Origin of the sequence: Pelagibius sp., assembly GCF_028289705.1 — a bacterium.
Taxonomy (GTDB): Bacteria; Pseudomonadota; Alphaproteobacteria; order Kiloniellales; family Kiloniellaceae; genus Pelagibius.
The window spans coordinates 97292-121994 of sequence record NZ_JANQOI010000090.1 but is presented as its reverse complement, the minus strand read 5'-3'; the positions used below and the strand labels follow the sequence as shown (position 1 = coordinate 121994).

The following is a 24703-nucleotide window of genomic DNA, read 5'->3' as shown; positions in this document are numbered from 1 at the left end:
GCCAGGGTTAGGAGCGGGCGGTGCCGTGGGGTGGTCCCCCACAAGGCGTCCGCGACGCGGCCCTGGCGAATATCTGCCCCGTCCCGAAGGGATCCGGCGAATTTGGCCCGCGGCCGCGTCGCTCCCATGGGCCCACTGGGTCGAATATGCTTAGGCATGTCCTTCCTCGTCGCTCCTAACCGCGGGCCAAATTCGCTCGGACTAAAACGGCGAAATGAATATCATCAGGCCCTAGTCTTCCAGCATGTAGCCCAGGCCGCGCACCGTGCGGATGTTCGGGCCCTTGTCGGTGATTTTCTTGCGCAGGCGGTGGATGTAGATCTCGATGGCGCTGGGCTGGGCCTCGTCGTCGAAGCTGAAGATGCGCTCGGCGATGAATTCCTTGCTGACGACGTGTCCGGGCCGGCTGAGGAGCACCTCCAGGACCGCAGTCTCGCGGCGCGACAGCTCCAGCGGGCTGCCGCAGAGGCTGGCCGTCCGCTTCAGGGTATCGAAGGCCAGCTCGCCGTGTTGCAGCAGGGTTGCCTTGCTGGGGCCCTGGCGGCGCAGAAGGGCGCGCACCCGTGCCTCCAGCTCCGCCAACTCGAAGGGCTTGCAAAGGTAATCGTCAGCGCCGAGGTCCAGGCCCTTCACCTTGTCGGAAACGCCGGTCCGAGCCGTCAGGATCAGCACCGGCGTCTCGCGGTTGCGCGCGCGCAGCTCCCGCAGCACGTCGAGGCCGTCCAGACCCGGCAGGGTCAGATCGAGGATCACGAGATCGAAAGGGCCGACCGCAAGGGCGTCCAGGGCCTCGTCACCGTGGACCACCAGGTCGGTGGTGTGACCCATTTGCTGCAGCGCACCAATAACGCCGTCGGCGAGAGCGGCGTTGTCCTCGACAAGCAAAATCCGCATGACGGGAGTATGACGCCAAGGTGTAGCCTTCGTCCATGTGCTGCGTGCGCCGGGGTTGATCTGGATTTTTCACGGGGAAACCGACGAAAGCTTCGTGAAAGCTAGTATTCTTATGGTCGTGGAATAGCCAATCTGCCGGGTTCGGATTTCCGGCAGACCGAACGGTGCCGCTGAAGAGCGCCTCGGGGAGGAAAGGATGCCGATCCAACACAGACTCAGTTTCTCCCTGAGATGCACGCTTATCGGGTACCAGCTAGCGGGCCTGCCTCCTAAAGAGGTGCGCTCGGTCATTTGGGACAGTGACAGCTCCGGGAGGACAGACAGGTCATGACAAACGCAATCTTTGGGCGGCGGGCCCTTCTCGCCACTGCACTCGCCGCGGCTACGGCTGCGGTCGTGCCGTTCGATGCGGCACGGGCCGCGGACTTCAGCGGCAAGACCATCGAATGGATCATTCCCTTCAAGGAAGGCGGCGGCTCCGACCGCTGGGCGCGCTTCTATGCACCGCTGTTGGCTCCGAACCTGCCGGGTTCGCCGACCATCGTGGTGAAGAACGTTCCGGGCGGCGGCTCCACCAAGGGCGCCAACCAGTTCACCCAGCGCGCGCGGCCGGACGGTCTGACCATCCTCGGCACCTCCGGCTCCACCCAGTTCCCCTACCTGCTGGGCGACAAGCGGGTGAAGTACGAATACAAGGACTGGAACGTGGTGCTTGCCACGCCGACCGGCGGCGTCGTCTATCTCAGCCCGAAGCTGGGCGTGAACTCGGCCGCCGATCTCGGCAAGCTGGCCGACGCGGATCTGAAGTACGGCAGCCAGGGCGCAACCTCGCTGGATCTGGTGCCGCTGCTGGCCTTCGAGATGCTGGGCCTGAACGTCAAGGCGGTCTTCGGCATGAAGGGCCGCGGCGCCGGACGCCTGGCTTTCGAGCGCGGCGAGACCAGCATCGACTACCAGACCTCCTCGGCCTATCTCAGCAAGGTCACGCCGCTGGTGCAGGAAGGCAAGGCGGTGCCGATCATGTCCTGGGGTGCGCTGGACGATGATGGCAATCTGACCCGCGATCCGACCTTCCCGGACCTGCCGCACTTCGCCGAGGTCTATGAGATGCTGAAGGGCGAGAAGCCCTCCGGTCCCTCCTTCGAGGCCTGGAAGGCCTTCTTCACGGCCGGCTTCCCGGCGCAGAAGATGGTGTTCCTGCCCAAGGGAACCCCGGATGACGTCGTCGAGGCCTATAGGGCCGCGGTGCGCAAGACCATCTCCGCGCCGGACTTCGCAGAAAGCGCGAAGAAGGTGCTGGGTGCCTACGAGCAGGCCACGGACGGGGCCGCGGAAGCCAAGTTCAAGGTGGCGACCGAGGTTTCCCCCGACGCCAAGGAGTGGGTGCGCAGTTGGCTGACCAACAAGTACAACGTCTCCTTCTGATCAACGGGTTTGCCGATCGCAGAATCGGCTGACCTGTCGACTGGTGGCCCCGTGAGATTGGGGGGCGGGGCCACCAGACAGACCACTCCTCAAGTCCGCAGCAACGCAAAGGCAGGCCCGCCATGATCGAAGCTCTGGCTGAAGCCTTCTCGATTCTGCTCACCGTCGAGCATCTTGTTCACTTGGCCCTGGGCGTCATGCTGGGCCTTTCCATCGGTGTCTTCCCCGGCCTCGGGGGCATCGTCGGGCTGTCGCTGCTGCTGCCCTTCCTCTACGGCATGGACCCGGTCTCGGCCCTTGCCATGCTGATCGGCCTGGTGGCGGTGATCCCGACCTCGGACACCTTCACCTCGGTCCTCATGGGCATACCCGGCTCCAGCGCGTCGCAGGCGACGGTCCTCGACGGCTTTCCCCTGGCTAAGCAGGGCCAGGCGGCCCGGGCCCTGGGCGCGGCCTTCACCGCCTCGCTGTTCGGCGGCCTTTTCGGCGCCGTGGTGCTGACCTTCTTCGTGCTGATCGCCCGGCCGCTGATCCTCAGTTTCGGCTCGGCGGAGCTTTTCATGCTGGCGGTTCTCGGCCTCTCCATGGTGGGCGTGCTCGCCGGCGCTTCCCTGGCCAAGGGGCTCGCCGCCTGCGGCCTCGGCCTCATGGTGGGCAGCATCGAACCGGCCCCGGCCGACGGCAGCTACCGGCTGATGTCCGACCTGCCGTACCTCAGCGACGGCATCCCGCTCGTCGTGGTGGGCCTCGGCATCTTCGCCCTGCCGGAGATCGTCGACCTGCTGCGCCAGAATCGCGCCATCGCCGGCCGCTCCACCCTGGGGCAAGGCTGGCTGCAGGGCATCAAGGACACCTGGCTCTACAAGTGGATTTGCCTGCGCTGCGCCGGCATCGGCTGCATGATCGGTGCCCTGCCGGGCCTGGGCGGCAGCGTGGTGGACTGGATCGCCTACGGCCACGTCGTGCAGACCGCCAAGGACAAGTCGCAGTTCGGCAAGGGCGACATCCGCGGCGTCCTGGCGCCGGAGTCCGCCAACAACGCCAAGGAGGGCGGCGGCCTGATCCCGACCCTGCTGTTCGGCATCCCCGGTTCCGGCAGCATGGCGGTCTTCCTCGGCGGCCTGGTGCTGCTGGGCCTGGAACCCGGCCCGGCCATGGTGGAAAGCGATCTGGAGATCACCTACACCATCGTCTGGTCGCTCGCCCTCGCCAACGTGCTGGGCGCCGGCGCCTGCCTCTTCCTCTCGCCGGCCATCGCGCGCCTCACCACCATCCGCTATACCCTGATGGCGCCCTTCATGGTGATGGTCATCAGCTTCGCCGCCTTTCAGGCGACCCGCGACTTCCTGGATCTGCTGGCGCTCTTCGCCGTCGGCCTGCTGGGCATCGCCATGAAGCGCTTCGGCTGGCCGCGTCCGGCCTTTCTCATCGGCTTCGTGCTGGCGGCCCAGACCGAGACCTATCTCTATCAGGCCATCCAGTTCTATGAGTGGGAGTTCCTGCTGCGGCCCGGCGTCATCATCATCGGCGTGATCACCCTGGTCTCCATCTACTTCGGCGCCCGCAACCGGCCGGCGCCCGAGGACGAGGAGCAGGACGCGACGGCCTCCAAGGCCGACAATCTGCGCCCGCAGCTTCTCTTCGCCGGAGCCATCTTCGCCTTTTTCGCCTACGGGCTTTATGACGGCTTCCAGCATCCCTTCCTCGGCGGTGTCTTCACCGCTTCGGTGAGTGCCGTCATGCTGGTACTGACCGCCATGGTGCTCTATCCCCTGGCCACCGGCCAGCGTGCCAGCGCCAGCAACTACGACCACGAGTACGAGGGCGAGCATGTCGGCAAGGACGGCGTGGTCAGTCTGGGTCACTACATCTGGTGGCTGCTGGCCTTCCTGGCGGGGGTCGCCGTCGTCGGCTTCTTCATCGCCATGACCGCGTTCTTTATCGTCTTCCTGCGGGTGAAGGCGCAGACGGGCTGGCCCAAGACGGCGCTGCTCACCGGCTGTGCCATGGGCTTCCTGCTGATGCTGGCGCACATCATGGTGCTGGACTTCCCGCGCGGCCTCTTACAGGAGACCTTCTTCCTGCCCTGGCCGATTGGGTAGCGTGAGGGAATGAGAGTTGCCCTGCTCGATGATTACCAGGGCGTGGCGCTGAGCTGCGCCGACTGGTCGATCCTGCCGCCGGAAGCCGAGGTCACGGTCTTTCGCGACACGCTGGGCGACCAGGATGCCCTGGTGGCGCGGCTGGAGCCCTTCGCCGTGATCGGTGCCATGCGCGAACGCACCCCTTTTCCACGTGCGCTCCTGGAGCGATTGCCGAACCTGAAGCTGCTCATCACCAGCGGCATGCGCAACGCCGCCATCGACGTGGCCGCCGCCCGGGACCTCGGCATCACCGTCTGCGGCACGGCCTCGCCGGGCCATGCGACGGCGGAGCTGACCTGGGGACTCATCCTGGCGCTGGCCCGGCGCATCGTCAGCGAGCACGAGGCGCTGCGCCAGGGCGCTTGGCAGCAGGGCCTGGGCCGCGATCTGCGCGGCGCGACCCTGGGGGTCGTCGGGCTGGGCCGCCTCGGCGGCCAGGTCGCTGGTTTCGGCCAGGCCTTCGGCATGGAGGTCATCGCCTGGAGCACCAACCTGACCGCCGAACGCGCAGCTGAGGTTGGCGTCGAGGCAGTGAGCAAGGAAGATCTCTTTCGCCGCTCGGACTTCGTCACCATCCACCAGCGCCTCAGTGACCGCACCCGCGGGCTGGTGGATGCCAAGGCCTTTTCATGGATGAAGGCCGACGCCTATCTGGTGAATACCTCTCGTGGGCCCATCGTCGACCGCGATGCCCTCATCGCCGCGTTGCGTGAGGGGCGGATCGCCGGCGCGGCCATCGACGTCTTCGACCAGGAGCCACTGCCGCGCGACGACGACCTGCGTGGCCTCGAAAACCTCCTGGCCACGCCGCACATTGGCTATGTCACGCGGGAGACCTATGCCGTCTTCTACCGTGGCATGGCCGAGGGCATCGCCGCCTTCATGAAGGGCACGCCGGTGCGCGTGCTGCAGCCCTAAGGATCTGCTACTCCGCCGCTTGCGGCCAGATGCCCGCGGGCACATAGACCTCGCCGCGCATCAGCTTGCGGGCGGTCCGCAGCGATCCGGCGCTGCGCAGGGTGATGCCGCCGCGGCCCGGATCGGCATCCAGCATGACCTCCAGAGAGCCGGAGGGGTGCTCGATGCGGATGGGGTAGGGGCGCTCCTCCGGCAGGTCCACCAGCTCGGCGATGGCGCCGTCTTCCAGCACGGTGCAGGCGGCTAGGCAGATACCCCCGGTCAGCGCATGGGCCGCGTGGGTCTTATGGGGCACGAGATAGCGCGAGCTGATGGTGCCGCCGTCGCGCGGCTTGGCGGCGAGGATCACCTTTGGCGTCACGTTGTCGGAGACATCGCCGAGGCCCATCTTGTCGCCGGCGATGCGCCGGATGCCCTCGATGCGTTCGAACAGGGCCCTGTCCGCATCCAGTTCTTTCGTGGTTTCGTAGCCTGTCTTGCCGACGGAGGCCGCGGCCAGAATCATCACCGGCATGGCGGCATCAATGCAGGTGACCGGCACGCCCTCGATCACGTCGACGGGATTGCCGGTGGGCAGAAGGCTGCCGCAGGTAGAGCCCGCCACCTCCATAAAGTTCAGGCGGATGGGCGCGGCAGTGCCGGGCACGCCGGAGATCGCTGTGTCGCCGTCGTAGCGCACCTGGCCGCCGGGGGTCTGCACGATGGCCTCGATCTTGGCATCGATGTTGACGTGATAGATGACGACCCGGCTTTCATCGCCCTGGGGCGCCACCATGCCGCTTTCCAGGGCGAAGGGGCCGACCCCGGCCATGATGTTGCCGCAAGGCGGGTTGGTGTCGACCCGCGAGGACTCGATCTCCACCTGGGCGAAGAGGTAGTCGACATCGATCCCCGGCCGCTGGGAGGGGCCGACGATGGCGACCTTGCTGGTGAGGGTGGTGGCGCCGCCCAGCCCGTCGATCTGGCGCGCGTCGGGCGAGCCCATGGCCGCCAGCAGCACCTCATCGCGCAGCGCCGGGTCGGAGGGCAGGTCGGCCGCCCGGAAGTAGGGGCCCTTCGAAGTGCCGCCGCGCATCAGCGTGCAGGGAATCGCAATCTGTCCGCCTGACAAGGCCCGTCCTCCGTGATGTCTGTGTCCGGGCATTCTAGAGCGCTATGGCCTGCCAAGAAAGCCACCGGCTGCCGGCTACTTCTCCTCTAGCGTGGCCACCAGCCGGCGGATGGCGGCCACATCCCAGGCGCAGGCGCCGACCACCATGGCGATGCCGATGGTGGCGGACCAGACCGCCGGAAGCGGGGGATCCAGCGGACTGTCCTGCAAGGAAACCGCCGACCAGACGATCCAGGCAAGGGCGACGGCGGCCATGGCGGCGGAGGTCAGGCTGGGCGCCAGCCCCTCGGCCTGTCCGTCCAGGGCGCGCCGTGTGAGCCAGATCCGCGTCTCCCGCCCGCCCTCGGGGGCCGCCAGCGTAAGGTCGCGCAGCGCCAGGGCCGCCTCGCGTCTGGCCTGGCCGATCCGAAGCAGGGTCAAGCCCAGGGCCAGCCCGAGAACCAGGGGAAAGAGGCCGATGAAACTGCGCAGATCGACCGGCACGAACGCGGAGGTCCCGGCGAGGGCGGCGAGTTGCTTGCGCTGGTCGGCGAACTGCGCTTCCAGAGCGTCGCGCTGCTCGAGCAGGGCGCTGCGCACGGCCTCCTGCTGGGCCAGCGCCTCCTCGACGGCGGCAAAGGGCTGGCCCAGCAGGGAACTGCCTTGCAGTTGCGCGCCGACCGCGCTGACCACGGCGGAGGCGAAGGCCAGCTTGCCGCCGACCGTGGCCCACCAGTCGGACTCGAAGGACTCGTCGATGCCCTGGTCGGGCGAGATGACGATGGCCGAGACGGCGGCCTCTTCCTGCTTCAGGGCGGTTGCGGCGGCCATCAGGGCCTCGCTGCTGTCCGGCAGGGATGCCGCGGCCTGGCGTGCCGCCACGGCCGCACTGCCGAGGGCTTCGATGTAGGCCGGGCGAATGGTCCTGTCCCAGTTCTGCTGGGCGCGGTCGTAGGCGGGCTCGACGATGGTCCGCCGGGCATAGGTGGAAATCCGCTCGTGGGAGTCGCGGCTTGGGTTCTGCAGAGCGAGGAGGATCTCCGCGAGATCCGGGTCGATGTAGGTGGTCCCAACGTCGTCTTCGTTAAGGGGCGGGGGCAGTCCCTGCGCTTGCATCTGTTGCTGCATTTGTTGCTGGGGCATCGCGAACTGCTCGGGGATTGCCATCTGCTCGAACTGATCGGACAGAGGCATTTGCTGAAAGGGGTCCGGTGCCTGGCCCTGCGGCGGCAGGACCTGTGTTCCCTCCTGAAGGGGCGGTGCCAGGGTCTGGCCGACGTTGGGACGCGGCGCGGCTGATCTGACCACGCCATCGGGGCTGACCCGTCCGTCGCGCGCCGCCGCGACATTGCGGCCGAGATCGGCAAAGTCGGCGATCATGTCGTCGGTGGCGCGGCGCAGCGCCTGATCCAGGCGCTCCCAGGTTTGCCTCTGTGCCGTCTGCAGCCGTTCCAGCTCCGGTTCGAGGCCGGCCAGGGCCTTGCTCTTGGTCGCGATGGAGGCCTCCAGCCTGCCGGCCTCGGTGGAAATGCTGATGTAGGGATGGACTGTCAGGAGATGGACCAGGGCCAGAACGCCGGCCACCAGCAGATAGCCGCGCCGGGCCTTCCCCAGGTCCCGATGCGCGCCGACCAGGGCTTCGCGTGCCACTCCTTCGATGAAGCTCATGCGGGCGAGCTTACCATGGCCCCGATTCGCCGCCAGCCGGCTGCGAAACCGCCACGGACGCATCCTTTCACGGGCCGCTCGCAATCCTTTGAGTTCACTTTCGGGTCCCGCGGACAAAGTTCTTCAGGCAGGATCGACCACCGCTTTCGGAGTTAACGATGCCCATCTTTGCGGCCTTCGCCTCCGGCCGACGCTTTCTCGGCCGGGTTCTGCTGTCCGTCCTCCTGGTGGTGCCGCTTGCCGCCTTCACCACGGCAGAGCGGCTCTTCGCCCCCTCCGCCGACCTCTGGCCGCGCTGGGAGCGCCACGACCCCGCCAGTACCGCGGTGCTCGACTTCTCTGCCTGGGATGCCTTCCTGAAGCGTCATATCACGGTCGACGGGACGGGCGTTCACCGCCTGGACTACGGGGCCCTGGCGGCTGGCGAACGCGCGGCCCTCGACCGCATCGTCGCCGAGATGGCCGCGGTCCCGATCAGCGACTATGCCCGCAGCGAACAGTTCGCCTACTGGGTCAACCTCTACAACGCGGTGACCGTGAAGGTGATTGCCGACAACTTCCCGGTGGACTCCATCCGCGACGTGGACATCTCCCCCGGCCTCTTCGCCGACGGCCCCTGGGACAAGGAACTGGTGACCGTGGAGGGTGAGGCACTGACGCTCAACGACATCGAGCATCGGATCTTGCGGCCGATCTGGGACGATCCGCGCATCCACTATGCGGTGAACTGCGCCTCCATCGGCTGTCCCAACCTGGCCGAGGCGGCCTTCACCGGTAGCGGCCTGGAAGCCCAGCTCGACGCGGCGGCCCGCGCCTACATCAACGATCCCAGGGGCGTCAGCATCGCGAACGGCAAGGTCACGGTCTCCAAGATTTACGACTGGTTCCACGAGGACTTCGGCGGCAGCACCCGCTCGGTGCTCGCCCATCTGAAGCGCTATGCCGAGCCGGCGCTGGCCGCGCAGCTTGACGAGATTGGGACCATCGAGGGGACGGCCTACGACTGGAACCTGAACGGCATTGCCAACGCCGGCGGTTCCTGACGCGTCAGTTCTCCCGCCAGGCGCGGGTCACGCTGTCCTTGATCGGCTGGATCAGGTAGTCCAGCGCCGTGCGCTCCCCGGTCTTGATCATCACGTCGGCGGGCATGCCGGGGCGCAGCACCTGCTCTTCCCCCAGGCGGGCCACTTCCGCCTCGGGAATTGAGATGCGGGCGAGGTAGTAAGCCTCGCCGCTGCGCTGATCCTCGAAACGATCGGCCGAGAAGTAGGCCACCTGGCCCTTGAGCTTCGGCGTGGTGCGCTGCTGAAAGGCCGTGAAGATCACATCGGCTTCGAGGCCAAGAGCGAGGGAGTCGATGTCGAAAGGCAGGACGCGGGCCTCGACGATCAACTCGTCGTTCACCGGCACCAACTCCAGGATGGTGGCGCCGGGCTGCACCACCTGGCCGGGGGCATAGACCTCGAGGCCGACGACGACGCCGTCCTCCGGTGCGCGGACCTCCAGATGGTCCAGCACGAAGCGTGAGGTGGTGACCCGTTCGCGGAGGTCGAAGATCTCTGCGCGGACCTGCCGCAGTTCGATCTCAACACTTTCCCGGAAGCCCTTGCGAAGTTGGAGTATTTCCAATTCAGCCTGACTGATGGAGGTCTTGGCGGCGGCGATCTCCGCGATATGTTCGCCGCGCTCCCCGCCCAGGCGCGCCGCTTCGCGCTCCAGGGCCAGAACCTTGGTCTTCTCGGCAAAGCCCTTGGCCAGCAGCTTGCGCAGACCCTCCAGTTCCTCGCCGATCAACTCGATCTGGCGGGCCTTGGATTTCTGTTGGGCACGCAGTCCGCTGATCTGCTCGCCCACCTGGGCGATGCGCTCGCGATAGATCTCGATCTCGCCCTTCAGGGTTTCGCGGCGGGCGTCGAACAGACTCTGTTGGCCCTTGAGGCTGTCACCGACCTGGGGGTCGCTGACCCGAGCGAGGAGCCCTTCAGGAAAGGCAATGGACTCCGCATCGCCGCGTTCGGCGATCAGCCGTGCCTCGTTGGCCAGCGCCTCGTCGAGCCTCCCCTGGAGGATGGCGAGGGAGGCCTGCGCCCGGGTTTCGTCGAGGCGCACCAGAAGCTGGTCCCGGCGCACGGCATCGCCGTTGCGCACCAGGATCTCCTTCACGATGCCGCCCTCGATGTGCTGGATGGCCTTGCGGTTGCTGTCCACGGTGACGGTGCCGGAGGCAATGACCGCCGAGGAGAGCTCGGCATAGGCAGCCCAGCCGAAGAAACCGGCGAAGGTGAGGGCGACAACCGTCAGCCCGGCGAAGATGATGGGGCGGGAGTTGGTGGGCGCCGCATTGGCGCTCTCGCCTTTCTTGCGCATGGCTTTGCTCATGATTGCACCGCCTTTGGTTCGACGGGCCGTCGGCCGTCGGTCGCGGCCACTGGCACCGCTTTGGTGACCTTGGGCATAACCTCCTCTCGTGGGCCGAACTGTTCGATGAGGCCGTTGCGTAGCACCAGCAGCTTGTCCATGCCGGCGAGCACCGAGGGTCGGTGGGCGATCACCACCACGGTGGTGCCGCTGGCCTTGAGGTCCGCGACGGCGCGGCGCAGGGCGTCCTCGCCCTCGCCATCGAGGTTGGAGTTGGGTTCGTCCAGAACGATGAAAGCGGGGTCGTCATAGAGCGCGCGGGCGAGGCCGACGCGCTGGCGCTGCCCGCCGGAGAGGGCGGCACCGCCCTGGCCGATCACCGTGTCATAGCCGTGCGGCAGACGCAGGATCATCTCATGGACGTTGGCCCGTTCGGCGGCGCGGACGACCTTCTCCGGATTGGCGTTGCCGAAGCGGGCGATGTTGTCGGCGATGGTTCCGTCGAAGAGCTCGACGTCCTGCGGCAGGTAGCCGAGGAAGGGGCCGAGCTGCTCATGGTTCCACTCCGCGATGTCGGCGCCGTCGAGCCGCACGTGGCCGGCCGCCGGTGCCCAGATCCCGATCAAGAGGCGGGCGAGGGTGGACTTGCCTGCCGCGCTTGGTCCGATGATCCCCAGGCTCTCGCCGGCATCGAGGGCGAAGGAGATGCCCTTCAGCACCGGCTTGTCGAGACCGGGCGGTGCGGCCACCAGACGTTCCACGGAGACGGCGCCCTTCGGCCGGGGCAGCGGCAGGGCGCTGCCGGGCAGGGGCTGCTTGGCCAGGAAGTCCTTCAGGCGGACGCGGGCGCCACGGGCGAGGACGAAGCTGCGCCAATGGCCGATGGCGCCCTCCACCGGGGCCAAGGCGCGGCCCATGATGATGGAGGCGGCGATCATCACCCCGGGAGTGATGATCTGCTGCAGGGCCAGATAGGCGCCGGTCCCCAGGATCGCCACCTGGAGCACCGGGCGGATGAACTTGGCCGAGGCGGTCAGGAGGCCGCCGCGGTCGCTTGCTTTGGCCTGGGCGGCAAGCGCGCCCTGATGGCGGCTGCGCCAGCGCGCCTGCAGGGCCGGCAGCATGCCCATGGCCTCGATGACCTCGGCATTGCGCAGCGTGTTCTCGGTGAAGCCGTGGGCGGCGGCGCTGTCCTGAGAGGCATCCTGCAGAGGCCGGCGTGTCGCGAACTCGCTGATGACGGCCAGGGCAAAGAGGATCACCGCGCCGGAGAGGGCAACGAGTCCGAGCAGGGGATGAAACAGAAAGACGATGGCCAGAAAGAGGGGGGTCCAGGGCGCATCGAAGAAGGAGATCAGGCCGTTGCCGGTGAGGAAGCTGCGCAGGGTCTCCAGGTCGCGCAGCGGCTGGGCCTGGCCGCTCTCGCTCTGGCGCAGCCGCTGGCGCAGCAGCCCGGCGAAGAGCTGGTTGCTGAGGGAGGAATCGAGCCGCGATCCGATGCGCACCAGCACCCGCGAGCGCACCAGCTCCAGGAGAGCGCTGGTGAGGATCATGCCCACCGCGACGACGGTGAGCATGATCAGGGTGTGCTGGCTCCCGGAGCTCAGCACCCGGTCGTAGATCTGCAGCATGTAAAGCGGGCCGGTGAGCATCAGCAGGTTGATGAAAAAGCTGAAGAAGCCCACGGAAAGGAAGGTGGCGCGCACCTGTTTGAGCGCTTGGCCGAGCGGGTTGTTATTCTTATTGCTCAATGATTTACCCATTTTCGTTCGATCTATCTGTCCAATCGCTGCGGGGCGGGCGGTGGATACTCCCTTGGGTGCCACCGCCCGGCCGCCCTCTGTTCCTACGAATTCGCTAGGCGACGGAATTCATGAAGTCGAAGTCGTCGGCGGAGAGGTCTTCCTCGTTGACGCCGACCAAACGGATCTTGTCACCTGCCTCTTCGTCCAGGGTGATCACCACGTCGTCGCCGTCGTTCTCGGCGGCGGCCAAAACGCCGTCGAAATCGGCAATCGAGAAGCCGTCGAGCCTGATGAGGTCGTCGCCCGGCTCAAAGTCGAGGACGGTGTCGCAGCCGCTGCCCGCCGCGAAAATGAAGACGTCGTCGTTCTGATCGCCCTCCAGGACGTCGTCGCCTGCGCCGCCCTCCAGCGTGTCTTCGCCCCGGCCGCCTTCGATGGTGTCGTTGCCTTCGCCGCCCATCAAGAGGTCGTCGTTGCGCCCGCCATCGATCAGGTCGTCGTCGTCGCCGCCGTCGACGGTGTCGTCGCCCCGGCCGCCATCGATGGTGTCCTCGCCGCTGCCGCCGCTGATCGAATCCTCGTTGCGGCCACCGTCGATCGAGTCATTGCCCGAGGCGCCCGAGATGGTGTCCTCACCACGGTCGCCCTCGATGGTGTCGGCCCCGGTTCCTCCGCCGATGGAATCGTCGCCCCGGCCGCCGTTGAGATCGTCGTCGCCACTGCCGCCCAGCACCGTGTCGTCGCCCCGGCCGCCTTCCAGCGTATCGTGGCCGGCGGTGCCCTCCAGCAGGTCGTCGCGTCGGGTGCCGTCTTCGGCAATGCCGTCGGGACGTTCCTCGAGGGAAAGCCGGCCGAGTATAGGCTCGTGGTCGCTGCCGGTTTCGCTGCCAAAGCGTGCACCGTCGTCAAAGTCCACGTTCACATGGACGATGTCGAAGTCGGTGTCTTCCTGCAGGTTCTCGGTGACCAGGAAGTGGTCGAGAACCTGGGAGTTGCCCTCGAAATTGAAGGTGTAGACCTCGTCGTCGGTGAGCTCCTCGATCTGGTTGAAGAGCACCTGATTGCCGTCGGCCTCGCCGCTGAGGATCGGCTGCGGGGAGGCGAACTGGAAGTCGTTGAGATCGCCGAGGACAATGACCTTGGCATTGGGGTCGGCCGCTTTGATGCCGTCGACATGGTCATTGATCGCCTGGGCTTCGGCCTCACGGGCGTCGACGCCGGCATCGATGAAGGGCTGGGTCGAGCCGTAAACCGGCGTCGAGCCGAACTTGGAGGAGAAGTGGTTGTTGATGACGGTGATCTCGTTGCCCTCGAAGTCGAAGCGGGCCTGGAGGGGAATGCGCGTTCCGACGAAGGCCGGGAAGTCGAGTGCCTCGACCGAGCCGTCGATCAGCTCCACCCGCTCCGGATTGTAGAGGTAGGCGACCCGGATGTTGCCGCCCGGCGCGCCGCCCTGGGTGCCGTCAATCGGGGCGATGTCGAAGAACTCGTAAGTGGGCCCGCCCGCGGCGGCGATGGCGTCCACCAGTTCCTGCAGGGTCTGGGTGGCGTCGGTGGTGCCGTCGTTGGTGGTGCCGTTGTTGTCCTGGATTTCCTGCAGGGCGATGATGTCCGGGCTGCCCAGATTGTTGGCGATCTGCTGGCCGAGAATGGCACGCTGCGCATCGTCGCTGGAGGCGGCGGAAAGGTTCAGCACGTTGTAGCTGGCCACCGTGAGCTGGTTTTCGGTGCCCACCAGCTCGGTGGTCTCGGCTTCCAGGCCCGCATCGGTCACCACCGAGATTGGGGCATCGGGCAGCACCTCGAAGTTGCCGAAGCTGTAGCTCAGGATGCCAGTGACATCCCCCAGGCCGTCGCCGACATCGACGCCGTCGCCGGAGCTGCCCTGGATCTGGATGCGCTCCGGATTGATGTCGTCGGCTTCCAGGTCGATGCCGCCGCGGGGGTTGAGGCCCTCGGGACCGACGTTGGCGCCGCCATTGGCGACGACCCAGGTCTCGCCGAAGCGGCTGGTGGCCGACGTGGCGACAGCATCGGGCACGGTGATGCGCATGCCCTCCAGACTTTCGAGGAAGTCCAGGCCGTCGGTGGCCGGGTCGAAGGAGCCGAAGGCATCGTCTTCCACCACCTGCTGCGGCGGCACCCGGCCGCCGGTGCCGAGCACCGTGGCCGCCGGCAGGGCGTTGCCGCTGCTCTGGATGGTAACCGTGGTGTCGCCGCCGATCTGGGTGAAGGCAAGATCGTTGGTGCGCCCGGCCGGGACCAGCTCGCCGACGACGCCGGTCACCTCCACCGCATCGCCCACGGCGACACTGTCGCCGGAGGCCACGAAGATCGCGTCTGAGGTGGCGTCGTCGCCGTCGCCGGTGGGGTCCTGCATGAAGAAGCCGCCGTTGCCAAGGGCGGTGACGATGCCGGTGGTGGTGACGGCCTGGAGGAAGAAGGGCGAGCTGTGCCCGGCGCCCTGGATTTCCGTGATGGTGCGGGCGACGGGTGCGCCGGCCTCCACCTGGATATTACTGCTGCCCGGGGTGTTCACGGCCTCGCCGTCTCGCGGCGATCCGGTGCCGGGGGCGGGGGTGGAGAAGTCGTTGCGCACCCAGTCGGCGGTGCTGTCGGTGTCGGCGCCGTCGGGAATGCGCGAGGCGCCGCCGACGGTGAAGGAGTTGCCGTCGAAGCCCTGGGCCAGTTCGGTCTCGGCGTAGGTCAGGTCGCTGGCGCCACTGTCGCGCACGGCGACGGAATCGACGACCGAGGTCCAGGGAGCGCTCTCCGGGGTACCGTCGTCGTTGACGTCCAGGTCGTCGCCGACGGCGCCGGTGAAGTCCTCGACGAGCAGCAGGGAGACGCTGCCGTTCTCGAAAACGTTGCTTAGGAAGCCGGTGGTCCAGAAGCCGTCGGCATCGGTCGTGCCCACCTGGATGGCGGCATCGATGGTGCCTTCGTTGGCATTACTGTCGCCCTCGATCTGAATGAGCCAGAGGTTGGAATAGTCGGTGTTGGGATCGCCAAAGATTTCAACGAACTCGAGATTGTCACTGCCAGAGTGATTGAAGACAAATTCATTGATGACGGCCGACATGGTGGCTCCCCTTCAGATGTGCTGCGCGGAGTCGGTCACAGGGAAGGCCTGTCGGTTCACGAAGAGGCCGGCAGCGGCGCTGCCGTTGTGCGAAATCGAGAGCTGACCAACTCGGCGACGGTTTTTGATTTTCGCAAGAGCTTCTGACGGCCCTTTTCAGCGATCGAAGGGGTAAGAAACTGTGCGGTGCCACGGCGGTTGCATGACGGGCCGCCCGGTTGTTTCTCACCCAGCCACAAGTTGTATCGTCTCGGGGCATCGTCTCTCTGTGTCAGAACTATGTCAGAACTTCAGAAAGGAGATGAAGTGCGATCATTCTTCTTTCCACGATGACGGCCGACATGATGGCTCCGCTTCGGTTGTCGTTCGCAAAGCCAGAGCCAGGACACAGCGCGTTGGTCCCGACCGCTTCGCGAGCGAGGCTCTATGTGTTGATGCGCAGTCGATTGGAGTCAAAACGGGCAATGCTTTCGGTGTAAGTGAGGCCGCAAGCGACCCTTCTTCTTTGTTGTGCGTGCACTGCGAAGGTGGCTCCAGAGCCATGAAGGTCACGTGACATAAAGCCGAATTTTTCTTGAAACCAGGCCACAAGTTGGATGGCCGCAGGCCTCCGTCACCCAAGGATCGGTCTCGGTTGGTTCTCAGACTTTTGGTGAGGAACAGTCCGCTTCGTGGCGCCTGCTGAATTGTATGCAGCGACGCTTAGGCAGACCGGACGGCCGTTCAGGAGCCGGACGGCTTGGGTCTGTCGTGTGGACGGCGCGAGCTGTTGTAGATCCGCGCCAGAAGGTCCGGCGAGAGGCCGAGGTAGTAGAGCCCGTGAATCAGCAACCAGCCGGCGACGATTCGCGGCGGCCAGCGCTGTTCGAAACGGCGCGACGAGGTGACGACCGGTGGCTCCTCGATGCAGACGGTTTTGCCATGGCGTTCGAGGCGGCGACAGAGGTCGAAGTCCTCCATCAGGGCCACGGGCCGAATGCCACCGATCGCCTCCAGCACGGAGCGCCGTACGAAGATCGCCGAGTCCCCATAGTAGAGGCCACGGCGCCGGAACCAGGCATAGAAGCCCGTCAGCCAGCGGTCGAAGCGGCGCGCTCCGTCGAAGAGGATGCGGAAGTTCCCGCCTGCCACCGCCGGGTCCGCCAGGGCCTCGCGGAGGGCCTTGAGGGCGCCGTTTCCCAGGGTGCTGTCGGCATGGAGGAACAGGATGACGTCGCCCTCGGCGACTTCGGCCCCCAGGGCGAGCTGCTGTCCGCGGCCCCTTACGCCACGCAGCGCTCGGGCCCCGGCCTTGAGGGCGCGGGAGAGGGTTTCGTCGCTGCTGCCACCGTCGATCACCAGGATGTCGCTGTCCGGGTCCTGCCGGCGCAAGGCCTCGACCAGCGCGCCGATGCGCTCAGCCTCGTTCAAGGTGGGAATGACGATGGAGAGCTTCATTGCCGGCCGGCATTCCCGGTGGGCAGGCCGAGTTCCGCGAGTTGCGCCTGCCAGTGGTCCCAGCGGCGCTCCGCCCAGTGCCGGGTGACGAAGCGGCCCAGCCACGGGCGCGGCAGGACCTGCGGCAGGCGCTCGCTGCACTCGAACCAGAGCGCGCGCAGCCATTCGTGGATGCGTTGTTTCTCCGACGGTGTAAGCGCCCACAGTGCCGCCGGCAGATAGATCCTGCCGAAGGCGACATGGCGCGCTTCATCGGCGGCGACCAGCCGCGACAGCGCGGCGAAGCTTGGGCAGTTCGTGTAGTGCCGTGCCTGTTCCTGGAAGGCCAGGGCTTCTCCCTCGATGATCACATGAAGCGCCAGGAGGATCGCCTCTGGCGGTCCCTGCCACGCCAGAAAGCGTTCGGCCGCGGGCGCGAGCAGCGAAGCGGCATCGGGGCGGGCGCCCCTTGCCTCCAGGTAGCGGCGATAGAGCGCAGCGTGCCGGTGCTCGTCTTCGCCCTGCAGCGCCAGGCTGGCACGGGCCGATGCCAGGGGAAGCCGGTCCCGCAGGGCGGAACAGGTCAAGGCCGTCAGTTCCTCCCCCTGGAGAAACTGGCCGGCAAGGCTGATGGCAAGGGAGTCGTGCCGCGCCGCCGGGCGTTCGGCGATCTCCTGCCAGACAGCCTCAAGGGGACGCACCGATGCCATCCGGCTTTTCTCGGCGAGCCGCCGGAGCCTGAAGTCCAGCGCATCGGTCACGGACGCGATGCCACCTGAACAGCCTCGGCGGTATTCTCCGCTGCCCGCATGATCCAGCGGAAGCGGTCCAGGATCCCCGAAGAGCTGCCGCCGAGATCGTCGGTGTCGGCGGAGATGGCGATATAGAGGCGTTCCGGCGCGGCCTCGCCGAAGGCCCGGCGATAGTCGGCGGCAATGTCGACGGTCTCCTCATACCAGGTCTCTGTCCGGGCTTCGGGCCCGCGCAGCACGATCATCTGGCCGTGTTCGAAGTGGGGATGGGCGAGGACCGTCCCGCGGGCCTGAGTGCCGCCCCAGACATAGGTCAAGACCCGGCCGATGGAGGGATAGCCGAAGAGACTGCCCAGGCGGTCGAAGAAGGAGCGTTCCTCGGCGGGGGGCGGAAACCAGACATGGATCGCCAGCGGTCGGTCGTCCTGGCCCACCCGCTCCAGGGGAGCCGGGGCAATGGCCTTGTCGACCCGCCAGCGCCAGGCCAACCGCTTGTTCTGCTCAGCCGCGATCTCCTTGTAGAGGAAGGCCACCGCCCCATCCGCCTCGATCCGCAGCCCGTCCTCGCCGAGGGCGGTGAAGGAGGCGGGGGCCTTGTCGGGCAGGGTCAGCAGGCTCCAATCGGCAAAGAGGTTCTCCTTCGCCTGCACACCTGCCGCCTGCGCAGGGCTGGGGAGGATCGACGCCACGATGCCAAGGGAAAGGAGGGTCGCTCCAATCGCCCGGCGGCAGGCATGGTCGAGACGGAAGAGAGAGCCCATGGGGAAGTTCCGCGAAATCGCTGTCCTTCCGGAAAAACTGTTGATCGCCAAGCAGTTCGGCAAATCACATCGCGATCAAATGCCCTTGATCGGGCAAACGGAGGCAGGCCTGCGCTCGCGGGGCCGGCACCCCGGGGCAGCGCGCTCCGCACCGCTTCTCTGTTTCAAGTGTTGCTGCTGTGACAAATCCCACTTGGGCCTATCCACAACGCGGCGTAGGCAGGGGCCGTCGCTAGGGCTGGCCGATCGCCGCGCGGTGCAGCCGTCTTCGGGGAGAGAATTACGCATGCTATCTTATGTCGATGCGCGGGGTGAGCCGGTCAGCGGTGCGTCCGAGGAAGCCATCTCGCTTTTCGAGACCGCGCTGGCCCAGCTCCAGTGCTATCAGGGCGACCCGGTGGCCACCATCGAGTCGGCGATATCCGACAGCCCGGGCTTCATCATGGCGCACTGCCTGCGCGCCTATGTCTTTGCCCTGACCACCGAGCAATCGGCCATGGCTGAGGTGCGGGCAAGCTATGAGGCGGCCGGCGACGTGACCAGCCTGGCGCGGGAACGCCGCCACCTCCACGTCGTCGGGCATCTGCTGAACGGCAACTGGGAACGGGCCGTCGCAGTCCTGGAAGACATTCTCATCGACAGCCCGCGGGATGCGCTGGCCCTGCAGGTTCTGCACCTCAGCGATTTCTTCCTCGGCGACGCCCGCAACCTGCGCGATCACGTGGCCCGGGTGCTGCCCGAGTGGTCGGTGGACGACCCCGGCTATCATGCGCTGCTAGGCATGTATGCCTTCGGCCTGGTGGAGTGCGGCGACTATGCCCGCGCCGAAGACATGGGCCGCAAGGCGCTGGCTCTGAACCCCTGCGATGCCTGGGCCCAGCACGCCGTTGCCCATGTCATGGAAATGCAGGGCCGCCAGGAGGAAGGCATCGACTGGATGAATCAGGGCAGGCACCATCGGGCTGGGGACAATGCCCTTGCGGTGCACAACTGGTGGCATCTGGCCCTGTTCCATCTCGATCTCGATCAGATCGACCGGGTTCTCGAGCTTTACGATGGGCCGATCAGAGGAGGCCGCTCCCCGGCCGTGCTCGACCTGATCGACGCGACGGCGCTGATGTGGCGCCTCCACCTGCGCGGCATCGATAGCGCCACGCGTTGGTCGGAGCTGGCCGAGTCCTGGGAAGCCTTGGCCGAAGGTGGCTTCTACGCCTTCAACGACGCACATGCGATGATGGCCTTCGCCGCGGCGGACCGGGACAAGGCGGCGGCGGCGCTGCTGGTCGCACAGCAAAAAGCGATGGTGGGTAATGCCAGCAATGCCATGGTGACCCATCAGGTCGGCCATCCGCTCTGCAATGCGCTGCGGGCCTTCGGCCGCGGTGACTATGCGACCGCTGTGCATCTGCTGCGGCCGCTGCGCAGCCGCCTCAGCCGCTTTGGCGGCAGCCACGACCAGCGCGACGTCGTGGACCTGACCCTGATGGAGGCGGCGCGGCGGGACGGGCAGCTTGCCCTGGTGCGGGAGTTGGCGAACGAGCGGATCGAACTGAAGCCGACCAGCCCCCTGAACCAGCGCTACCGGGAAGAAGCCTCGCGCCGCCTGGCCGAACTCTCCGGCGTGGCGATGGTCTGACCCTGCCGCGGGCCGGACGCGCGGAGGCTGAGGGATTCCCAGAACAATCTCGCCTCGTCGCAGGTTCAAGGCGCTTGATGCGCTTGCAGGCGAGATTTCTGCCGGAATCATTTATACTCCCTCCAGCGGCTTCGGCCTTGCCGTGGTCCGGAGCGCGAGCTGAATGGGGGAGCGCAGATGATCGACAGGGCGAAAGGCGCCGTCTTGCGCTTGGCGATGACGGCTCTGCTGCTGATCGTCACCACGGCGGGTGCGCAGGCCGTACCCATCACGGTCTCTGAAAGCCAATCTCAAACCACCGCGGGGCAGAACCTATTGTTCACTCTGGATGGTGCGGATGGCATTCTGCCGCCCGCGCCTGCGGCCACCGGGATCTTTCTCTTTACCTTTTCGGAAATCGATGTCACGGGAACCCTGGCGAATTCCACCGAGAGCTTCTCAATCGACATCGACGGGCTCATCATGCTGGGGCCGCTACGGCGCGCCGATATCCCGGCAGCGGACTACACCATCATCGACGGCGGCAACGCGAACTTTACCTTCGAAGTTCCGGTATCCAGCGCCGTGTTGGCATCGATGCTGGGGGACCTGATGGTGGCGGTTGAGGTCGATCTCGGATCCGGTGTCGCTGTCCTCGGGACCACCAACGAGATCGCGGTTGCGCTCACCTACAACACCCCGAGCGCGGTTCCGGAACCGGCGGGTCTTGCCGTCTTCGGCGCTGGACTTGCGGTTCTGTGTTTGCTGCGCCGTCGCAGAGCAACCGCCTGACAGCATTCAGTCCGACAGCTTTCGATTTCAGCTCGCTGCGGTCAGTCCGGCGCTAAAGTCGGGGGCCTATCCGTGGCCGGCCGGCGCCATCGATCCGGCGATCAGATCGCGCCAGAACTTTTTCTCCAGCGCCCTGGGCAGGTCCGCCGGCTTCTGCACGCTCATCAGGAATGCGCCCGGGCCGCCGATGACGTGTTGCCTGAAATAGGCCGGCAGGTCGCGGCGCCCCCCGAACACCACCCCATTGATGGTGGCGCCCTGGCGGATCGCCTCGTCCCGCGTCAGGCTGGGATCGAAGCCGGCGTTGTCGACGCCGTTGCTGAGGATATTGATCACCGCACGGCGGCCCTGGAAGGGCGCGTTCGCGGCAAAGCGGGTGGCGGCACCGACAGCCTGGGCGATATCGGTCATGCCGCCGCTGGCGGCCGGCAGACTGACGGCCGCCGCCTCGGGGGTCTGGTGGTTGCCTTCATAGTGGGAGCGGTCGATCCGCGGCGCGCCGCGGAACTGTGCGGCGACCCGGGCGGCGTCCTCGGGACCGGCGATGACCGTCCAGGGCACGATGACACGCATCCGGCCGTCGCTCGACCAGGTGAAGGCCATGAAACCGATGCGCTGCATCAGTCCCTCGCCGATCAGCGAAAGAAATCCGGGATCGACGACGCCGCGGGCCAGGCCGGTGTACTGCAGCCACTCGTCGTGTCGGGTGATGGAATCGGAGACGTCGACCGCTGTGACCACGTTGAAATCCGTCGCCAGAGGCAGGGCTGCACGTTGGGCGGCCGCCGGATTGGCGATCGCGAAGAAGCCGGAAAATAGGATAAGAGTCAGTATTCTGAACAGCATGTCTTCTGCTCCTCAGCTCAAATATCCGCACGCAAGATGGAAATCCGGTTAATGAGAATCCAGTATTCTTGCGTACTAGTACTATCAGCGGCGTTTGCCCCGGGGCTCAGCAGGGACTTTGGAGTAACGCGTTAGCCGGAGATACCCCGTACTGCGCCCGCGAAATCGACGATTGCTTGGGGCTTATTGGTGTTTGGAATGGCTGGCTTTGCGTTACTGTCGCGGTGCAGATCACCGCAAATTCTCTGGTCCTCGAAATCGGTCCGGGTCTTACCCGGCACACATGTCATTGCAAAACTTCAGGGTGATTATCACAGTCGTCTATGGTGAATGCTGGGCGATGAGAATAGTCGGGCTTCATTTCGGTAGGATTTCTTAACAGATGACGTTTCGTTTCAGTTGTAGACCTGACTTTGACCGCGGAGGCGGACAATAAGGATCTGTCCGCTAGGCGGCGAATGTCGATCCAGCGGCGGTTCTCGGAAGGCTGTAGCGCTTCGTCAGAGGATTGAACATCACTTCGCAGCGCGCCGACATGCGGGCCAGATAGGCTTCTGCCGTGGTCCGCTCCACTTCGGCGGCATCTGCGATCTCGTCCAGGGTTGATGGCAGCATCTCCGCCAAGGCGGCGAGTAGCCGGGCACTGGGGTCATCCAGGCCCAGACTTGAGCGGTCCTGGCGTTGGGGCTTGTGGGCGGGCCGTTTCCCCAGGGGCCGCAAAAGCGACTCGCTGGCCATGGTCAAAAGGGTAGCTTGGGCAGCAAACATCATCGTTTTCCTCAGGTTCGGGGCATCGGTGGTACCCCCTTGGCTTCCTGTCTTAACTTACGCAGCCCGGATCGGCGGGGTTTCACCGCGGGGTGAGGCTGGCGATGGCAGTCGGTTAGGGCCCCGGGGAGGCGGGCGGCGTGAGCACGGCCAGAAAACGCAGGGTGGCGGCCTCCAGGCTGCCGTCGTTCATGACAGTCACCACCGGTGGCCCCGCCGGCAGCTCGGCACTGCGCGCCAGGCGCCGGCGCACCGTGTCGCGGTCTTCGCGCCCGCGGGCCAGGAGGCGTTCCTCGAGCACCTCCTGTGGCGCGGTGACGAAGACCACCGTTGTGGCGGGGTGCTTCGCATGGGCCTGGGGGATGACCGCGCGGGAAACGTTGGCGATGACCGTGGCACCGCCGGCCAGATCATCGGCGATCGAGGCGGGCAGGGCGTAGCGCAGGCTGTGTGCGCCCCAATGCAGGAAAAAAGCCCCCGTGGCGCAGAGCCGCTCGAACTCCGCCTCGCCGACGCTGTCGTGGACCTCGCTCTCGGGGTCGCTGGGCCGGGTGATGATCCGGCGCGGAAAGACGAAGCCGCGGCGGCCGGTGAGCCGGGTCTTGGCGGCATTGATCAGGCTGTCCTTGCCCGCGCCGCTGGGGCCAACGACGAGGAAGAGGCGCCCGGCGGAGGAGTCGCCAGACATATCGCGGCGGCCGTCGTCTCAGGATTGCGCTGCCAGGACCCTTTCGAGCAGAGGTCGGAACGCCCGCAGGCTCGCCGTACGCTTCGCCGGGTCCTTGGCCGCTTCGTCCCACCGCCGCAGATTCACCGCCTCCCTGGCATAGGGTCCGGCCAGGAAGTCGTCGGCCTCCGCCGCCGAGAAGGGGCCGCCTTGAAGTTGGAGACTGAGCACCGAGGCCGACGAGAGGCGTTCGAAATAGCCCTCTTCGGCCTGGCAGAGATAGCGCTTGGCGGCAACATGTTGCGCCACCGGAGCGGTGACCGCCGGGCCGAACCAGCGCGCCAGATAGCCGGCGCCGATTCTTTCGTGCGCGGCATCGATGCCCGCCTCGGCGGCGCCTTCAGCCTTCGGGTTGACCAGATGCCCGACGTCGTGGAGCAGGGCTGCGGCGACCAGGCTCTCCGGCGCGCCGTTCTCCTGCGCCAGTGTGGCGCACTGCAGGGCATGGGCGAGTTGGTCGACCTCTTCGCCGCCGTACTGCGTGCCGCCTTTTTCCTCAAGGATGGTCAGCAGGTGTTCGACGGGATCGGCAACCTCCTGCTTTGCCGTTTGGTTTTCAGGCATCAGTCCTCTCTCCTCGTATTTCCTCTGCATCCGGCGCGCGCAGCGTTTTCACGCCGGGGAGCCGGAAGACAGGGTTTCCGGGTCCTGCAGTCCGGCGTCCGGGTGGGCCGAGGCCTGCCCGGACAGGACAAAGCGGTCGACCAGCAGGAACGGCTCCTCCGGCAGTGGCTGCTCATAGAGGGCGATCTCCCGAACCGGCAGCGGCGATTGTACATGCGGTCTGAATCGTTCGGCGAGAACAGTCTTCAGGCGATGGCGCATCTCCTCGTCCAGCCGCCCGGTCAGGGTCATGTGAAAGCGAAACTCCTCGAAGACATAGGGGTAACCCCAGCGGCGGAGATGCGCTTCCTGGCGCTCGCTGAGACCGGCGGACAGCCGCCGCTTCAACTCCGCCTCTCCAAGGGGCGCGCGTAGCTCCTCGAGGTCGCGCACGCAGGCATCGGCCAAGCCGGACATCGCCGGCGAAGGGGCCGAGAGGGTCATTGCCAGGAAAGGCCCCAGGGCCGTCACCTCAAGGGGCGGAGCCAGGAAGGCCGTCTGTGACGCGGCGAGCTGGGCGGTCGCCGCCCGCAAGTCGTCAAGCGAACAGCCCTCGGCCAGCCGGAAGGGCGCCTTCAGGGTCCCGTGAAATCCGTAGTGGCGGGGACTTTCCGTGGCCTTGGCGACCGCGCCCTGATCGAGGCCGTCGACCGATCCCGGCGACAGCGGCTCCCCGGTGATGCAGTCGCGGCCGAGCCAGCGCTGGGCCGCCGACCAGAAGGCGGCTTCGTAGACCGGCGCGAAGTACACCGCATAGCGGGCGGTCGATAGTGTTTTCACAGCGGCAAGCATACTCCTAACACGACATGCGATATAACAGGTTTAACCCTCTGGCCTAAAGTGGGTTTCCCGGAACCGTCAGGCAGATCGGCCTGGGCCTTCGCCCGGGGAGGCCGCAGGCACCGTCCGTGGCTGCGGAGCGGCGGCGAGCCCCGTCTGCTTGCATGGCTATCATGAACATTCTGTGACGTTGAGGTTGTGGTATCGCGACAGTTCCATGTCGGATATCCGGGCCGGGATATCTGGGTCGGGGGACTTGGGTCGGGGGTTTGGATTTGACCTGATCGACTCCGCCGGGCGACGGAACTGATTGGCGGAG

General features: G+C 66.4%; 20 protein-coding genes. 6 read left to right on the top strand and 14 right to left on the bottom strand.

What is annotated here, in order from left to right; genetic code table 11:
* Positions 1-231: 231 nt before the first annotated feature.
* A complete protein-coding gene (locus tag Q0996_RS12495) occupies positions 232-894 on the bottom strand; it encodes a response regulator transcription factor (RefSeq protein WP_299619867.1) in 663 nt (220 codons plus the stop codon).
* Between the two features lie 327 nt (positions 895-1221).
* Between Q0996_RS12495 and Q0996_RS12490 the strand changes: the two genes are divergently transcribed.
* From Q0996_RS12490 to Q0996_RS12480, 3 genes are all read left to right on the top strand, one after another.
* Complete coding sequence (locus Q0996_RS12490) at positions 1222-2319, top strand: tripartite tricarboxylate transporter substrate binding protein (protein WP_299619864.1); 1098 nt, start codon at positions 1222-1224, stop codon at positions 2317-2319.
* A 122-nt stretch (positions 2320-2441) separates the two neighbouring features.
* Positions 2442-4421, top strand: a complete 1980-nt coding sequence (locus Q0996_RS12485) for a tripartite tricarboxylate transporter permease (protein WP_299619861.1) — start codon at positions 2442-2444, stop codon at positions 4419-4421.
* A gap of 9 nt (positions 4422-4430) precedes the next feature.
* Entirely contained in the window at positions 4431-5381 is a 951-nt protein-coding gene (locus Q0996_RS12480) for a D-2-hydroxyacid dehydrogenase family protein (RefSeq protein ID WP_299619858.1), read from the top strand.
* A 7-nt stretch (positions 5382-5388) separates the two neighbouring features.
* Here the strand turns inward: Q0996_RS12480 and Q0996_RS12475 are convergent, their stop codons facing one another.
* Together Q0996_RS12475 and Q0996_RS12470 are read right to left on the bottom strand one after the other, a co-directional pair.
* Positions 5389-6492: a 4-oxalomesaconate tautomerase gene (locus Q0996_RS12475; protein WP_299619855.1), complete on the bottom strand. Its 1104-nt coding sequence runs from the start codon at positions 6490-6492 to the stop codon at positions 5389-5391.
* Between the two features lie 75 nt (positions 6493-6567).
* The gene (locus Q0996_RS12470) at positions 6568-8139 is read right to left on the bottom strand and encodes a hypothetical protein (RefSeq protein WP_299619853.1); all 1572 of its coding nucleotides are present in this window, start codon (positions 8137-8139) and stop codon (positions 6568-6570) included.
* A gap of 158 nt (positions 8140-8297) precedes the next feature.
* Between Q0996_RS12470 and Q0996_RS12465 the strand changes: the two genes are divergently transcribed.
* Positions 8298-9182 (top strand): DUF547 domain-containing protein, encoded by an 885-nt coding sequence (locus tag Q0996_RS12465; protein ID WP_299619851.1) that lies wholly within the window; start codon positions 8298-8300, stop codon positions 9180-9182.
* Between the two features lie 4 nt (positions 9183-9186).
* Here the strand turns inward: Q0996_RS12465 and Q0996_RS12460 are convergent, their stop codons facing one another.
* The 6 genes from Q0996_RS12460 to Q0996_RS12435 all read right to left on the bottom strand — a co-directional run bounded on the left by Q0996_RS12460 (position 9187) and on the right by Q0996_RS12435 (position 18253).
* Positions 9187-10518 (bottom strand): HlyD family type I secretion periplasmic adaptor subunit, encoded by a 1332-nt coding sequence (locus Q0996_RS12460; RefSeq protein ID WP_299619848.1) that lies wholly within the window; start codon positions 10516-10518, stop codon positions 9187-9189.
* Positions 10515-12248 carry a type I secretion system permease/ATPase gene (locus Q0996_RS12455; protein ID WP_299619845.1) on the bottom strand — a complete coding sequence of 578 codons (1734 nt, stop codon included), beginning with the start codon at positions 12246-12248 and terminating at the stop codon, positions 10515-10517. Before Q0996_RS12455 ends, Q0996_RS12460 begins: the two co-directional genes overlap by 4 nt.
* A 106-nt stretch (positions 12249-12354) precedes the next feature.
* Positions 12355-15324 (bottom strand): endonuclease/exonuclease/phosphatase family protein, encoded by a 2970-nt coding sequence (locus tag Q0996_RS12450; protein WP_299619842.1) that lies wholly within the window; start codon positions 15322-15324, stop codon positions 12355-12357.
* Positions 15325-16047: 723 nt separating this feature from the next.
* Positions 16048-16761, bottom strand: a complete 714-nt coding sequence (locus Q0996_RS12445; protein ID WP_299619839.1) for a TIGR04283 family arsenosugar biosynthesis glycosyltransferase — start codon at positions 16759-16761, stop codon at positions 16048-16050.
* A complete protein-coding gene (locus Q0996_RS12440; RefSeq protein ID WP_299619836.1) occupies positions 16758-17450 on the bottom strand; it encodes a hypothetical protein in 693 nt (230 codons plus the stop codon). The genes Q0996_RS12445 and Q0996_RS12440 overlap by 4 nt, the downstream gene beginning before the upstream one ends.
* Positions 17451-17497: 47 nt before the next feature.
* The gene (locus Q0996_RS12435) at positions 17498-18253 is read right to left on the bottom strand and encodes a DUF3047 domain-containing protein (protein WP_299619833.1); all 756 of its coding nucleotides are present in this window, start codon (positions 18251-18253) and stop codon (positions 17498-17500) included.
* A 286-nt stretch (positions 18254-18539) separates the two neighbouring features.
* Here Q0996_RS12435 and Q0996_RS12430 point away from each other — a divergent pair, with 286 nt between their 5' ends.
* Positions 18540-19889: a tetratricopeptide repeat protein gene (locus Q0996_RS12430; RefSeq protein ID WP_299619831.1), complete on the top strand. Its 1350-nt coding sequence runs from the start codon at positions 18540-18542 to the stop codon at positions 19887-19889.
* A 177-nt stretch (positions 19890-20066) separates the two neighbouring features.
* On the top strand, positions 20067-20660 hold the full coding sequence (locus Q0996_RS12425) for a PEP-CTERM sorting domain-containing protein (RefSeq protein WP_299619828.1): 594 nt from the start codon (positions 20067-20069) through the stop codon (positions 20658-20660).
* Positions 20661-20726: 66 nt separating this feature from the next.
* Here Q0996_RS12425 and Q0996_RS12420 read toward each other — a convergent pair whose 3' ends face one another.
* The 5 genes from Q0996_RS12420 to Q0996_RS12400 all read right to left on the bottom strand — a co-directional run bounded on the left by Q0996_RS12420 (position 20727) and on the right by Q0996_RS12400 (position 24384).
* On the bottom strand, positions 20727-21506 hold the full coding sequence (locus Q0996_RS12420) for a DUF1194 domain-containing protein (RefSeq protein WP_299619825.1): 780 nt from the start codon (positions 21504-21506) through the stop codon (positions 20727-20729).
* Positions 21507-21953: 447 nt separating this feature from the next.
* A complete protein-coding gene (locus Q0996_RS12415; RefSeq protein ID WP_299619822.1) occupies positions 21954-22274 on the bottom strand; it encodes a hypothetical protein in 321 nt (106 codons plus the stop codon).
* 115 nt (positions 22275-22389) lie between these two features.
* Complete coding sequence (gene phnN, locus Q0996_RS12410; RefSeq protein ID WP_299619819.1) at positions 22390-22962, bottom strand: phosphonate metabolism protein/1,5-bisphosphokinase (PRPP-forming) PhnN; 573 nt, start codon at positions 22960-22962, stop codon at positions 22390-22392.
* An 18-nt stretch (positions 22963-22980) separates the two neighbouring features.
* On the bottom strand, positions 22981-23565 hold the full coding sequence (locus tag Q0996_RS12405; RefSeq protein WP_299619816.1) for a phosphonate degradation HD-domain oxygenase: 585 nt from the start codon (positions 23563-23565) through the stop codon (positions 22981-22983).
* Between the two features lie 48 nt (positions 23566-23613).
* Positions 23614-24384 (bottom strand): DUF1045 domain-containing protein, encoded by a 771-nt coding sequence (locus tag Q0996_RS12400; protein ID WP_299619813.1) that lies wholly within the window; start codon positions 24382-24384, stop codon positions 23614-23616.
* Positions 24385-24703: the final 319 nt, after the last annotated feature.